General features: G+C 31.2%; 13 protein-coding genes and 1 pseudogene. 9 read left to right on the forward strand and 5 right to left on the reverse strand.

Going from position 1 to position 12575, the window contains the following annotated elements; translation table 11 throughout:
• Positions 1 to 116 precede the first annotated feature (116 nt).
• From ACXAG4_RS06715 to ACXAG4_RS06735, 5 genes are all read left to right on the forward strand, one after another.
• Entirely contained in the window at positions 117 to 1469 is a 1353-nt protein-coding gene (locus ACXAG4_RS06715; RefSeq protein WP_475295317.1) for a DUF5723 family protein, read from the forward strand.
• A gap of 35 nt (positions 1470 to 1504) precedes the next feature.
• Positions 1505 to 2575: a hypothetical protein gene (locus ACXAG4_RS06720; protein WP_475295318.1), complete on the forward strand. Its 1071-nt coding sequence runs from the start codon at positions 1505 to 1507 to the stop codon at positions 2573 to 2575.
• Between the two features lie 605 nt (positions 2576 to 3180).
• Positions 3181 to 4203 (forward strand): SRPBCC family protein, encoded by a 1023-nt coding sequence (locus ACXAG4_RS06725; protein WP_475295319.1) that lies wholly within the window; start codon positions 3181 to 3183, stop codon positions 4201 to 4203.
• Positions 4204 to 4205: 2 nt separating this feature from the next.
• A complete protein-coding gene (gene crcB, locus ACXAG4_RS06730) occupies positions 4206 to 4571 on the forward strand; it encodes a fluoride efflux transporter CrcB (protein WP_475295320.1) in 366 nt (121 codons plus the stop codon).
• A gap of 128 nt (positions 4572 to 4699) precedes the next feature.
• Positions 4700 to 6166 carry a potassium/proton antiporter gene (locus ACXAG4_RS06735; RefSeq protein ID WP_475295321.1) on the forward strand — a complete coding sequence of 489 codons (1467 nt, stop codon included), beginning with the start codon at positions 4700 to 4702 and terminating at the stop codon, positions 6164 to 6166.
• A 3-nt stretch (positions 6167 to 6169) separates the two neighbouring features.
• Here the strand turns inward: ACXAG4_RS06735 and ACXAG4_RS06740 are convergent, their stop codons facing one another.
• Positions 6170 to 6775 (reverse strand): DUF1684 domain-containing protein, encoded by a 606-nt coding sequence (locus ACXAG4_RS06740; protein ID WP_475295322.1) that lies wholly within the window; start codon positions 6773 to 6775, stop codon positions 6170 to 6172.
• The gene (locus ACXAG4_RS06745) at positions 6775 to 7302 is read right to left on the reverse strand and encodes a DUF4252 domain-containing protein (protein ID WP_475295323.1); all 528 of its coding nucleotides are present in this window, start codon (positions 7300 to 7302) and stop codon (positions 6775 to 6777) included. The genes ACXAG4_RS06740 and ACXAG4_RS06745 overlap by 1 nt, the downstream gene beginning before the upstream one ends.
• Before the next feature lie 277 nt (positions 7303 to 7579).
• On the opposite strand from ACXAG4_RS06745, the gene ACXAG4_RS06750 reads away from it, so the two are divergent.
• From ACXAG4_RS06750 to ACXAG4_RS06760, 3 genes and pseudogenes are all read left to right on the forward strand, one after another.
• The gene (locus tag ACXAG4_RS06750) at positions 7580 to 8833 is read left to right on the forward strand and encodes an MFS transporter (RefSeq protein WP_475295324.1); all 1254 of its coding nucleotides are present in this window, start codon (positions 7580 to 7582) and stop codon (positions 8831 to 8833) included.
• Positions 8824 to 9200, forward strand: a pseudogene (locus ACXAG4_RS06755) (VOC family protein). The gene ACXAG4_RS06750 and the pseudogene ACXAG4_RS06755 overlap by 10 nt, the downstream one beginning before the upstream one ends.
• Positions 9201 to 9210: 10 nt before the next feature.
• Complete coding sequence (locus ACXAG4_RS06760) at positions 9211 to 10206, forward strand: YpdA family putative bacillithiol disulfide reductase (protein WP_475295325.1); 996 nt, start codon at positions 9211 to 9213, stop codon at positions 10204 to 10206.
• A 5-nt stretch (positions 10207 to 10211) separates the two neighbouring features.
• On the opposite strand, the gene ACXAG4_RS06765 is transcribed toward ACXAG4_RS06760, so the two are convergent.
• Complete coding sequence (locus ACXAG4_RS06765; RefSeq protein ID WP_475295326.1) at positions 10212 to 10652, reverse strand: Lrp/AsnC family transcriptional regulator; 441 nt, start codon at positions 10650 to 10652, stop codon at positions 10212 to 10214.
• A gap of 84 nt (positions 10653 to 10736) precedes the next feature.
• Here ACXAG4_RS06765 and ACXAG4_RS06770 point away from each other — a divergent pair, with 84 nt between their 5' ends.
• On the forward strand, positions 10737 to 11171 hold the full coding sequence (locus ACXAG4_RS06770) for a hypothetical protein (protein ID WP_475295327.1): 435 nt from the start codon (positions 10737 to 10739) through the stop codon (positions 11169 to 11171).
• Here ACXAG4_RS06770 and ACXAG4_RS06775 read toward each other — a convergent pair.
• Both ACXAG4_RS06775 and ACXAG4_RS06780 read right to left on the reverse strand, forming a co-directional pair.
• Complete coding sequence (locus tag ACXAG4_RS06775) at positions 11168 to 11713, reverse strand: sigma-70 family RNA polymerase sigma factor (protein ID WP_475295328.1); 546 nt, start codon at positions 11711 to 11713, stop codon at positions 11168 to 11170. The two genes, ACXAG4_RS06770 and ACXAG4_RS06775, sit on opposite strands and share 4 nt — an antisense overlap.
• 257 nt (positions 11714 to 11970) lie before the next feature.
• Positions 11971 to 12456: a hypothetical protein gene (locus ACXAG4_RS06780; protein ID WP_475295329.1), complete on the reverse strand. Its 486-nt coding sequence runs from the start codon at positions 12454 to 12456 to the stop codon at positions 11971 to 11973.
• Between the last annotated feature and the right edge of the window lie 119 nt (positions 12457 to 12575).

Consider the following 12575-nt stretch of genomic DNA (forward strand, 5'->3'; position numbering starts at 1 on the left):
TCTGATTTTCTAATAAATACATTTTAGACAAACTACCATTTACTTCTATAAAACACACACAAGCGCTTTAAATAATTGCTTACTTTTGGGCAGCTATTAACAATTAACCTTAAATAATGAAAACTTTAAAACTGCTAGTATTTTGCTTAGCAAGCGCACTATTTTGTAATTTTTTAAACGCCCAAAGCTTTATTGGCTATACCACAGATAATTATTCTGGCATACATTCTGTAACTGTAAACCCTGCTAACGTAGTAAATGATCACTTTAAACTAGACTTTAATTTAATTTCTTCTAGTGCTTTTGGTGGTAGTGATTATTTTGGTATTAACTTAAGTGATATTATTAAATCTGATGGCGGTTTAGATTTTGATGAAGACACAGAAAGATTTCCCACAAACAACAACAATTTCTTTTTTAATGCTGATGTTTTAGGGCCATCGTTTATGTTTAAACTATCACCAAAAAGTAGCATTGGTCTTACTACAAGGGTTCGCGGATTTTTAAACTTACACAGTATTAACGGTGAACTTTATGAAAATATTACCGATAATTTTAACAGCGAAGAAGACTTTGATTTTGAATCTAAAAACTTGGTTGGAAACATACACGCTTGGGCTGAAATTGGCGTAGCTTACGGACGTATTCTTGTTGATAATGATGCTACTAAACTTAAAGCGGGTGTTACTTTAAAATACCTACAAGGTGCTGGAAGCGTTTTTGTTAACAGTCCTGAATTTAACGGACAATACAGGTACAATGGCGGTAATGGAAACCAAACACTTACAACCACAGGAAGTTTAATTTACGGCTCTAGTAACGATTTTGATAGTGACGATATTGATTTTAAAGACCTAACCGCTGGTTTTGCAACAGATATTGGATTTGTTTTCGAATTGAAAAATAAAAATGTAAACGAAGCATTAGACTCGCTTAACGTACACGCATCACAATACAAATTAAAATTAGCAGCTTCAATAACAGATCTTGGTAGCATAAATTACAAAGAAACCACCATTACTACCTACGATTTAAATGCAACTGCAGATGCTTCAACTTTTGATGATGATACACAAGAATTTTTAGACAACAATTACACATCTACCGAAACAATTGCTGCACAAAAAACTAAACTACCAACAGCCTTACACCTTTTAGCAGATTATAGTTTTACAAAAAAAATATTTTTAAGCGTACAAGGCGATTTCTCTTTAAATAAAGAAACCGAAATGAACGCCAACAGCATAATTAACCAAGTAACCGTAATGCCAAGGTTAGAAACAAAATTTTTAGGATTATATTCTCCAATAAGCTTTAGGCAATATGATTCTGTTGCTTGGGGTGCAGGCTTAAGAGTTGGTCCTTTAACCATTGGCTCTGGTTCTGTATTGAGTAATTTGTTATCAAGCTCTTCAAAAACTACTGATGTATTTGTAGCCACAAAAATTTCTATTAAGCGTAAAAAATAACAATCTTAACTAAAATTAACTTAACATCTAAAAAAATGAAAACTCTAAAAAAAATAACACTATTCAGTTTTATTTTAACGGCACTATTATTTTCTTGTTCTTCTGAAGACTCTAACAATAATAACAACGGTGGAGACACTAAATTAGCCGAAGAACAAAATGCAACAGAAGAAAGAGCCATTCCGCTTTCAGAAATAGAAGCTGGCGTAAATATAGATGGCGCTATAACCAAAACAGGTTTACCACCAGCACCTACAAATAATATAGATTTTCAAGTAGCATCAAATACTGCAACAGCATTTCAAGACAACGGTTTGGTACTTTCATTTTCTTCAACTGATAATTTTAACGGTGCTTATATTGTTTTACAAGATGTAAACGGTAATAAAGCTAACAGCTATATTGAAGTACCACAATCATCAATTGAATTTGGTAAAACTAAAAATCCAAAACATGCTAAATTCTTCAATTTAACTAAAAAAAATGATTCAGATTATGAATTAGCTATTGATTTAAACAATGTTAATCCAGGGAAATTCTGTTATGAAATTTGTCTTTTTGATTCTGAAAATAACATTAGTAGCATTGAAAAAGTTTGTGTTGAAGTTGAAGCTTGGGGTGGTAATGCTTCAATTGTTGATAATTGGGAACTTATTGAACAAATTTATGAAGGTGAAAATGATAATATAACATGTGAAAATGGTGGATCTGTAAGTTATGATGAAGATGATTCTATAGTTAAAAGAGAAGCCAGCATTGATATAAAAAGCAATGGTGATTTTGTTTTAAACTTCTATGAAGAGTATAAAGATTTAGACTGGAACAAAACCTATGAAACCTGTACACTAACGTATTATGAAACCGACATTTATAATGAACGTGAAACAGGAAAATGGGCTTATAACGAAGCTACTAATAAACTTACACTAGTATCTTTTAAATTTGAAGATTTAACAAATGCTGAAAACAATGAAGATTATCCTGACGGCGACCTTGTGGTAGATTCTGCTGATGTTGAAATAGACGGCAATACAATGACATTAACACAAACATACAGTTTTGGCAACATTACTGAAACTTACATAAATATTTTCAAAAGAAAATAAATACTAAAATTTATAAAAAAACAGCCTTTGCTTAATTGTTAAGGCTGTTTTTTTATGCCGTAAAATGCGACATTCATAGTTTGAATGCATCAAAATAAAAAAGCTAACTAGGAAAAACAGTATTATAACTGTTATATAATAAAGCACGATTTTTCACGCAACCTTTTTTTGCCTTATGCATCTAACTAATAACTAAACACCAATAAACAAATGAAAACGCTACTAGTAATTTCTATTCTATTAGTTGTTAATTTACTGCTGCTAATATTTAGTGTTAACAAAAAAACAGAACCTTAATTGCTTAAAGTTCTGTTTTTTATTTTTAGTTTTAATTAAAAAACTAGTTTACTGCAGGTAAAAAATTATAATTAGTACTATAATTTAGCATTTACGCTTCAAAAGTTTCTAGTTGTGTTACTTCAATAATTGGTATTATTCAAATATCATATTTATTTAAACGCTAAAACTAGATTTAAAAATCTAGAATAAAGTGTAGACTTAATTATTAAGTAGATTACAACACTTTTAATATTGGTACCTAAACAATTAATTAATAAAATTAAAAAAATAGTATCTTTGGTATACTAATCTCTCAACCAATCAAAATGAAATATTTAAAGTACATATTTTTCCTTTTACTTATAGCTATTATTGGCGCTGCTATTTATGTTGCTGTGCAGCCAAACGAATTTGAATTTTCTAGAAGCAGAGACATTAATGCACCTGCACCTCTACTGTTTAAAAAAGTAAACGACTATAAAAATTGGCCTGAATTTTCACCTTGGATGGAACAAGAACCAAATGCAAGTTTAAGTTACGGCAATAAAACTACAGGCGTTGGCGGAAGTTACGCCTGGAGTGGCGATATTTTGGGCGAAGGCAATATGGAAACGCTAGCCACTACACCAAATACAAGCATTGAACAACGTATTGAATTTATTAAACCATTTGAATCTGAATCTGATATAACCTGGAATTTTGAAACTACCCAAACAGGCACAAAAGTTACTTGGGCCATGAAAGGCAAGCAAGATTTTATGACCAAATTATTTACTACTTTTATGGGGTCTATTGAAGAAAACACAGCGCCCGATTTTGATAGAGGTTTATTTAAATTAGACAGCATAGTTACAGCAAATATGAAAGAATTTAGTATAATTATTGATGGCGAAACCGAATACGGTGGTGGTTTTTACATGTACAAAACAACATCGGCCACAGGTGCTAACATTAGCCAAATTATGGGTAAACAATATGGCGAAATTATGAGCTACATGGCAAAAAATAATATAGTTGCCAACGGTATGCCATTTACTATTTATAATGAAATGAACCCAGAAACAGGCAATATAATTATGAGTAACGCCATACCAGTTATGAATAAAATAACTGTTGAAAACGGTAGCGAAATACTCTGTGGTTTTATGCCAAATATTAAAACTTTAAAAACTACACTAAAAGGCAATTACACCAATTTACCAAAAGCTTGGGAAGCATCGTATAAATTCATTGCCGAAAATGGTTTAGAAGCAGCCAATTTTAGTCCGTTTGAAGTTTACACCAATGACCCGGGCGATTTTCCAAATCCAGCAAATTGGGTTACTGAAATATACATTCCTTTAAAATAAAAATGAAACAACTTTTATTGGTTTTTATTGGTGGTGGTTTAGGCAGTGTACTGCGCTACTTAATTGGTAAATATTTAAATAATACGCAAACAGGCATACCATACGGCACTTTTACAGCCAACATTTTAGGAAGCCTTCTTATAGGTATAATTTTAGGTTTAGCGGCAAAAAATAACGCGTTAAGCCAAAATCAAACCTTATTATTAGCCACAGGCTTTTGTGGAGGCTTTACAACCTTTTCAACCTTTGCTTATGAAAATCATGTGTTTTTAAAATCGGGTGATTTTACAACCTTTGCTTTTTATACTATTGCTAGTTTTGTTCTTGGTTTTTTAGCGGTATTTTTAGGGATGTTTTTAGTAAAATAACCTCGAAATACTTCACAAAAAAATCATTCATAAAAAATATAACAAACCTTATTTTAACATTTTTTTTTGATGCTTTAACCACCTACAAAGCATAACTTTGCGCCTAATATAATCTTATAGTGTTTGTAATGAATTTAACCATTGAAAACATATTATTAGTTGGCTCATTGCTATTATTTATTAGCCTTGTGGCAGGTAAAACATCCTATAAATTTGGCGTACCAACCTTAATATTATTTTTAGCAATTGGCATGCTTGCAGGCTCTGATGGTATTGGAGGTATTCATTTTGACAATCCGGAAATAGCACAATTTATTGGCATTGTTTCACTAAATTTTATATTGTTTTCTGGCGGATTAGACACTAACTGGAACTACGTAAAACCCATTTTAAAAGAAGGCATAGCGCTTTCAACCCTAGGTGTTTTACTTACAGCACTATCTTTAGGTGTTTTTGTGTGGAGCATTACTAATTTTACCATTTATGAAAGCATGTTGTTAGGCTCCATTGTATCATCAACCGATGCTGCTGCTGTATTTTCTATTTTACGCTCAAAAAATTTAGCTTTAAAAACCAATTTAAGACCAACTTTAGAACTTGAAAGTGGTAGTAACGACCCAATGGCTTATGTTTTAACTATTGCTTTTTTAACATTGGTTATAAATCAAGATCAAAGTTTAGCCTCTGTAATACCACTTTTTTTACAGCAAATGATTTTAGGTGCTGCTTTAGGTTTTGGCTTTGGTAAACTAAGCAAAATAATTATAAATAAAATTAAATTAGATTTTGAAGGATTATATCCTGTACTGGTAATTGCCCTAATGTTTATAACCTTTTCTGCTACCAATTTTGTTGGTGGCAACGGGTTTCTTGCTATTTACATTTGTGCCGTGTATTTGGGAAATCAAGACTTAATTCACAAAAAAACTATTTTAAAAATGTACGATGGTTTAGCATGGTTAATGCAAATTGTGCTATTTCTTACTTTAGGGCTTTTGGTTTTTCCAATGCAAATAATTCCGTACGTAGGCATTGGTCTTTTAATTTCAATATTTTTAATTTTAGTAGCCAGACCCGTAGGCGTTTTTATTAGTTTAATATTTTTTAAAATGCCCACCAGAAGACGCTTTTACATATCATGGGTTGGGTTACGTGGTGCTGTACCTATTGTATTTGCAACGTATCCGTTATTGGCAGGTATTGATAAAGCTCACATGATTTTTAATATTGTATTTTTTATTTCAGTAACATCAGTATTAATTCAAGGCACAACACTTTCCGTTGTTGCTAAATGGTTAGGCGTTGCTTTACCAGAACAAGCCAAAAAACTCACTGCAACCGATTTACTTTTAACTGAAAACCCAAAGGCTGAAATGAAAGAAATTTCAATTACGCCTCATTGTTTTGCTGTTGATAAAAAAATTGTTGAATTAGGTTTTCCTAAAAACGCAATTATAGCCATGATTATTAGAAACGACAGCTATATAACGCCCAACGGCGCTACAAAAATTGAAGCCGAAGACACACTTATTGTTTTAGCCGATAAACGCGAAGTTTTCGATGACGTTTACAAAACGCTTCAAATTAATTTATAAAATTTAATGTTTTTTAAAGGCTTTTACACCAGCTTCAACTCTTAATCTTAAATAATTTTCTCTTGGCACAACAGGGCAAGAATACTTTTCATTGTATGCACAATACGGGTTGTAAGCTTCGTTAAAATTAATAACCATAGTATTACCTTGGGATATTCTGGCATCAATATATCGGCCACCGCCATAGGTTTCAACACCATTAGTTTCGTCTAAAAAAGGTAAGAATAAATAATCTTCAAATCCTTCGTCTTTCATTAAATCTTTCCCTTGATATATGTTTAATTGGCATTTAACCCCCTTTAATTCAAAATTCAAAATACCATAAACACGTTCTTTTGTAACACGCTCTGTTGTTGTTTTCATATAAAACCATTTAGAGTCTGGAGTTCTTTGCAAGGTAGCGGTTACCACGTAACTAGAGTCTGCTTTAAAAAAATCTAGTCCTGAAAAATGCTTTAAATCTTTTTCTTTTAAAGGCGATTTTGTTACGTCTTTAAACATGGCATTTTGATCTCTTTGGTAAGCAGTTTCACCTTTTATTGGTTGTTTATCTTGACCACAACCTACACATATAATTAAACAAAATATGGCTACAAAAAATTGTTTCATTAGTTATTTGAGTTGAATGATGGTGATAAATTAGTACTATAATTTTGTAATAAATTTGATGAAAACGAGTTAAAGGTGTTTTCGTCTGCAAAAGATTTTATTTTCTCAGGATCAAAATTTCCTTGTAAATAATACGCATAAGTACCTGCCTTTGTGCTATTAAAAATAATAGCATCTGTTACTACAGCGCCTAACTCTTTTACTGAAATTATACGGGTTTGATCTATTTCATTTTTTCTAAAAACATCTAAATATCCATTATTGGTAACGGCATTCATTTCAGTAATTAAAAGTTGCCTTTTGGCTTCGTTAACATTGGTAAGTTTTATGTATTTAAAATCATGAATATTACCAATAGCATGTTTAACATCATGAGATAAGTTACTTAAAACTGCTTTCATAAAATTAGGAACTTGAAAACTTGTAGCCCCAACATCGGCTTTATGGTTGTTGTAAAACCCCTGAAAACTACTGCCACAAGCACATAGTAAAATGCTTGAAATTAGAATGATAAAAAAACGTTTCATATAAAAAAATTCATTTCAAAAATACAACTTACAAATATTTTATGTAGGTTTGTTACTCAAAATTATTAGATAATGAGATATTTCGTCGCAATTTGTAAAAAGCAATGGATGATTTCCTTAACCAAGGGATCATGTTGGGCTAATTATATATTGTGGTGATGTAACTATAAAATATTGCAATATTAAAAAGCCCGACTTTACAGTCGGGCTTTTTATTTTTAGTTGATAATCAACATTTTAATTAAACATTTTTTTATGACTTAGAAAATTAGAACACATGAAAACACTAATTAACAACTACGTAAACACGTTTAAAGGACTATCAAGAGAAGTATGGTGGTTAGCGCTCATAACCCTAATTAACAGAGCCGGCACCATGGTAATTCCATTTTTATCATTATATCTTACAAAAAGCTTAGGTTTTACCGTAAGTAATGTAGCTTGGATTATGAGTGCCTTTGGTTTAGGTTCTGTAGTGGGTTCATGGTTAGGCGGTAAATTAACAGACCAAATTGGCTACTACAAAGTAATGTGCTACAGCTTAATTAGCACAGGTATTTTATTTATTGCACTGCAATTTTTAAGCACTTTTGTGGCGTTTTGTATTGGTATATTTTTAGTAATGCTGGTAGCAGATACTTTTAGGCCTGCCATGTTTGTTGCACTTAGTGCATATAGCAAACCCGAAAACAAAACACGTTCTGTTACATTAATTCGTTTGGCTATAAATTTAGGCTTTTCGGCAGGTCCTGCGGTTGGTGGCTTAATTATAACTACATTAGGTTACGGTGGTTTATTTTGGGTAGATGGTATTACATGTATTGTCGCTACATTAGTTTTAATTAACGTATTAAACCCTAAAACCACAAAAATTTTAGACAATATTAAGGTTAACAACCCAAAATCGGCTTATGCAGATAAAGCATTTTTAATATTTTTAGTAGCCATGTTGTTTTTTGGCATTGTATTTTTACAATACTTTTCAACCATGCCTATTTACTATAAAGACGTGCATTTTTTAACCGAATTAGAAATTGGTTTTCTTTTAGGTATGAATGGCTTTTTAATATTCGTTTTTGAAATGCCACTTATAAAATGGCTAGAAAATACTCGTTTTAAAAAAACAAGTCTCATGCTTTTTGGCGCTATTTTAACGGGTTTAAGTTTTATAATATTAAACCTTACGGGTTGGGTTGGTGTATTAGTAATAGGCATGCTGTTAATGACGTTTGGTGAAATGATAGCCTTTCCGTTTTCAAACGCTTTTGCAATGGAAAGAGCTAAAAAAGGCAACCAAGGTGAGTATATGGCATTATATTCAATTGCATTTTCAATAGCCCATATTTTTGGGCACAACATGGGTTTACAATTAACAGCAAACGTTGGATTTAATAACACCTGGTTTTTTATAACAGCACTAGCAGCGGTTTGTGTATTTTTGTTAGTTGGTTTAAAAATATATTTAAAAACTAAAAAGAAATCAAAATCATCATTTATAGCTATTGAAGATGAAGAAATTTTATGGATTTAAATCAAATAACCATACCTTCAATTAATGTTGAAAAAGCAACTAAATTTTACAAAACCTTGGGCTTGCATCTAATTGTTGAAGCACTCCCAAGGTATGTAAGGTTTGAATGCCCAAACGGCCAAAGCACGTTCTCTATTCATAAAGTTGAAAAACTGCCCAAAGGCAACGGTATTACACTTTATTTTGAAGATGAAAAATTAGATGCTTTGGTTGAAAGCCTCCAAAAAAAAGGTATTAATTTTACACAACTACCCGAAGACAAAACATGGCTTTGGCGCGAAGCCCATTTATACGATTTAGATGCAACAAAATTATTTTATACCACGCAGGAAAAAACCGAAAAAATCCGCCGTGGCGCATAAATTAATTCTAATTATATGACAAAAGAAACTTTGCAAACAGAAAAAGATATTATAATTATTGGTGGCGGCCCTATTGGCATTGCTTGTGCTTTAGAATGTAAAAAAAGAAACTGGAACTATGTGGTTATTGAAAAAGGCACTTTAGCTAATTCCCTTTTTAATTACCCTAAAAACATGACGTTTTTTTCTACTTCTGAAAAACTAGAAATAGACAACATTCCCTTTACAAGCAACAACCCCAAACCTAACAGAGATGAAGCACTAGAATATTACAGGCGTGTAACAACATCAAATAACTTAAATATAAATTTGTATGAAACTGTTGAAACCATACTAAAAACAGCCCATACTTTTAAAGTAAAAACAAGTAAACGCCATTACACAGCAAAACATGTTATAATATGTACAGGGTTTTATGATATTCCAAAAATGCTAAATGTTCCTGGTGAAAACCTAAATAAAGTGACACATTATTACAAAGAAGCGCACAATTACACCTTACAAGATGTTGTGGTGGTTGGAGCAAGTAATTCTGCTGTTGATGCTGCTTTAGAAATATGGCGAAAAGGCGGACGTGTAACCATGGTTGTAAGAGGCGAAAACATTGGCCAACGTGTAAAATATTGGGTTAGACCAGATATTGTTAATAGAATTGAAGAAGGCAGTATTAAGGCATATTTTAATTCTGAAATTGAAGAAATAACACCAAATTCAGTTACTGTAAAAACCCCAAAAGGCACGGTTACTTTACTAAATGATTATGTTATTGCTCTTACAGGTTACTTGCCTGATTTTAATTTGCTAAAAAATAGTGGCATTGCAATAACTGATGATGAAAAGCAAATTCCTGTTTATAATAATGATACAATGGAATCTAACATTGAAAATCTATATTTGGCAGGCGTTATTTGTGGCGGAAAAGAAACACATAAATGGTTTATTGAAAACTCTAGAATACATGCAAAACGTATAGCTAAACATATTGAAACAAAACTAAATTTAACCAATTAACATCTTTAAATAGGTTTAATTTCGCTTTGTTTAACAACTCTAGAAAGTACTATTTGCGTTTTACTTTCACCATAAATTATAAGCTGGTCTATAAATGTTTCTAAGTGTTTTTGATTTTTTAAAACCACTTCCATTACAATATTTTCATCGCCTGTTATACGGTAACAATTAACTACTTCATCAAAAGTTTTCACCTTTTCTAAAAACGGTTTTAATTTTCCCATAAAGGCGCGTAGAGTAATAATAGCTTTAAGTTGATAGCCAATTTCAAAAGGAGACACTAAAGCTTTATAGCCATCAATAATGCCCAAATCTTCCATTTTTTTTATGCGCTCTGATACTGCAGGCGAACTTATACCCACTTGTCGGCCAATTTCGGCATTAGAAAGTCTGGCATTTTGCTGTAAACACCTCAAAATCTTCTTATTAAGCTCGTCTATTTGCATTTAAAGATTTTAAACTATAAAAACATATATTTTAAAGCAAAAATACAAATTTACTTTAAATATTAAAGCAAAAAATAATTACTTGTGAGTAATTTTGATAAAATTGTAGTGAAAAAGGAAGCCATGTTACACAATACCCCACAAAACCTATCGGAATTACCTATTTATAGGAAGGCTCTAGAAATTTTAGCGCTTTCTCAAAGTATTTCAACGTATTTAAATGATGATTTAGCGCCATTGAATGAAAATGGCTTTGAAGATTCAAACATTTACTTTTCTGGTGATATTGTGCAACAATCTGTAAACTTAGCGCCAGAAATTGCAAATGCAGAATTGCAACGCCATACTGAAAGAAAACATAAACATGTAGCTTCTTTAAGGCGTTTAACCAATTTGCTTTACAAAAACTCTTACCGTTTAGAAAAATCTAACAGTAATGGTAAAGACTTTTTACCTATTTTAAGGTATGAGTTAAGAAAATTTAAGAAGTTACAGCGTAATTGGATGTTAACACTTTAGTGGGTATTACATACTTTACAATAGGCTTTTTCTTTTAATTCGCCCACCAAGTAACCGTTTTCATTTAATTTGAAATCACAACAATCTACAAAACCTTGTGCTATTAACTTTCTAGCGCGCTGTATTTGAGATTTTACTGTGGGTAAAGGCAGCTGTAATTGCTCTGAGATTTGAACTTGTTTCATGCCTTTTATATCACTTAAAAATAACGGATCTCTGTATTTTTTTGGTAAATTTTTAATAATACCGTGTAAACAATCTTCTTTTGTATGCTCTAGTTTTTTATCTTCAAAAACAAAATCGTCATCGGTAGTTTCATAAACTATTTTTTTGTTTCTAAAATAATCTAAAACCGTATATCGGGCTATTGAGAATAGCCAAGATTTAAGCTTGTCTTCATCTTTTAAAGTATTAAGTTTTGTGTGCACTTTAATAAATGTTTCTTGCAATAAATCATCGGCAACCATAATATCTTTCACTTTACTTAAAATAAAGTGTTTAATAGCATCAGCATAAGTATTCCATACATCTTTAGTATTCATAAATCATCAATAAAATTGCGCTAATTCTAGTTTAAATTTACTAAAATTAGCGCAATTAATTTATGTTTTAATAATGATTAACAGTCACAATTTGAGCATGTGCAGTTGGTACATGTACAATTTTTACAGTTTCCAGTTTTGCAACCAGTGCAGTTGCAGGTACAGTTATTTTTCATGATATCTATTTTTTAAGTTCATAAAATAGACGTAGATGTTTTTAAAAAGATGCAAAAAATTTATGTTTTTTCTAAATGAATTTATTGCAACATAAATACTTTATCAAATTGTCTGTTTTCATCTCCGTAGAACGTAACATTGAGTGTAATTTTCCATTGATTATCTGATAGTTTTTCACCAGAAATAATTCCTGTTGGTGCTACATTTTTTTCTGGAGTATCATCAAAAAAACAAAAACAAGATTTTGATAAAATAACTTTAGCTTCGGTTAAAGCCTCATTAGTTAACTCAAAATTATTTATGGTATTATCAACTTCAAAATATATAAATTCTGAATATTCGTCATCGGCAATTTGTTCATCATCTTTGGCTTTGAAATGGTATTTAAATACTAAATTATTGCCTTCGGAAACTAAACCATATTTCATGTAAGATCCTTCAATAGTATTTACGGTAAGTTCACTTTCAGAGAAAAAATGATATTCATATTTTTCACCAGAAACACTATCATTACTACAAGTAAACATTACAAAACAAATAAGTAAAATGCCTATTTTTTTTATCATAACTTTTTTGTTTTGTAGACGTTAAAATCTTGTATTGGTTGCGTTATGATGTTTTGTTTTTTCTATTTATGATTTAAATTTCATATCAATTTTATACCGAAACGAGTTCGGGATAAGCC

It is taken from the genome of Seonamhaeicola sp. ABD4_175 (genome assembly GCF_056160885.1).

Excerpts from the sequence above, each read along its gene's own strand:
- crcB (WP_475295320.1), top strand. The coding sequence starts at position 4,206 with ATGAAACAACTTTTATTGGTTTTTATTGGTGGTGGTTTAGGCAGTGTA.
- ACXAG4_RS06720 (WP_475295318.1), top strand. The coding sequence starts at position 1,505 with ATGAAAACTCTAAAAAAAATAACACTATTCAGTTTTATTTTAACGGCA.
- ACXAG4_RS06735 (WP_475295321.1), top strand. The coding sequence starts at position 4,700 with ATGAATTTAACCATTGAAAACATATTATTAGTTGGCTCATTGCTATTA.
- ACXAG4_RS06745 (WP_475295323.1), bottom strand. The coding sequence starts at position 7,302 with ATGAAACGTTTTTTTATCATTCTAATTTCAAGCATTTTACTATGTGCT.
- ACXAG4_RS06750 (WP_475295324.1), top strand. The coding sequence starts at position 7,580 with ATGAAAACACTAATTAACAACTACGTAAACACGTTTAAAGGACTATCA.
- ACXAG4_RS06780 (WP_475295329.1), bottom strand. The coding sequence starts at position 12,456 with ATGATAAAAAAAATAGGCATTTTACTTATTTGTTTTGTAATGTTTACT.
- ACXAG4_RS06760 (WP_475295325.1), top strand. The coding sequence starts at position 9,211 with ATGACAAAAGAAACTTTGCAAACAGAAAAAGATATTATAATTATTGGT.
- ACXAG4_RS06775 (WP_475295328.1), bottom strand. The coding sequence starts at position 11,713 with ATGAATACTAAAGATGTATGGAATACTTATGCTGATGCTATTAAACAC.
- ACXAG4_RS06725 (WP_475295319.1), top strand. The coding sequence starts at position 3,181 with ATGAAATATTTAAAGTACATATTTTTCCTTTTACTTATAGCTATTATT.
- ACXAG4_RS06765 (WP_475295326.1), bottom strand. The coding sequence starts at position 10,652 with ATGCAAATAGACGAGCTTAATAAGAAGATTTTGAGGTGTTTACAGCAA.
- ACXAG4_RS06715 (WP_475295317.1), top strand. The coding sequence starts at position 117 with ATGAAAACTTTAAAACTGCTAGTATTTTGCTTAGCAAGCGCACTATTT.
- ACXAG4_RS06740 (WP_475295322.1), bottom strand. The coding sequence starts at position 6,775 with ATGAAACAATTTTTTGTAGCCATATTTTGTTTAATTATATGTGTAGGT.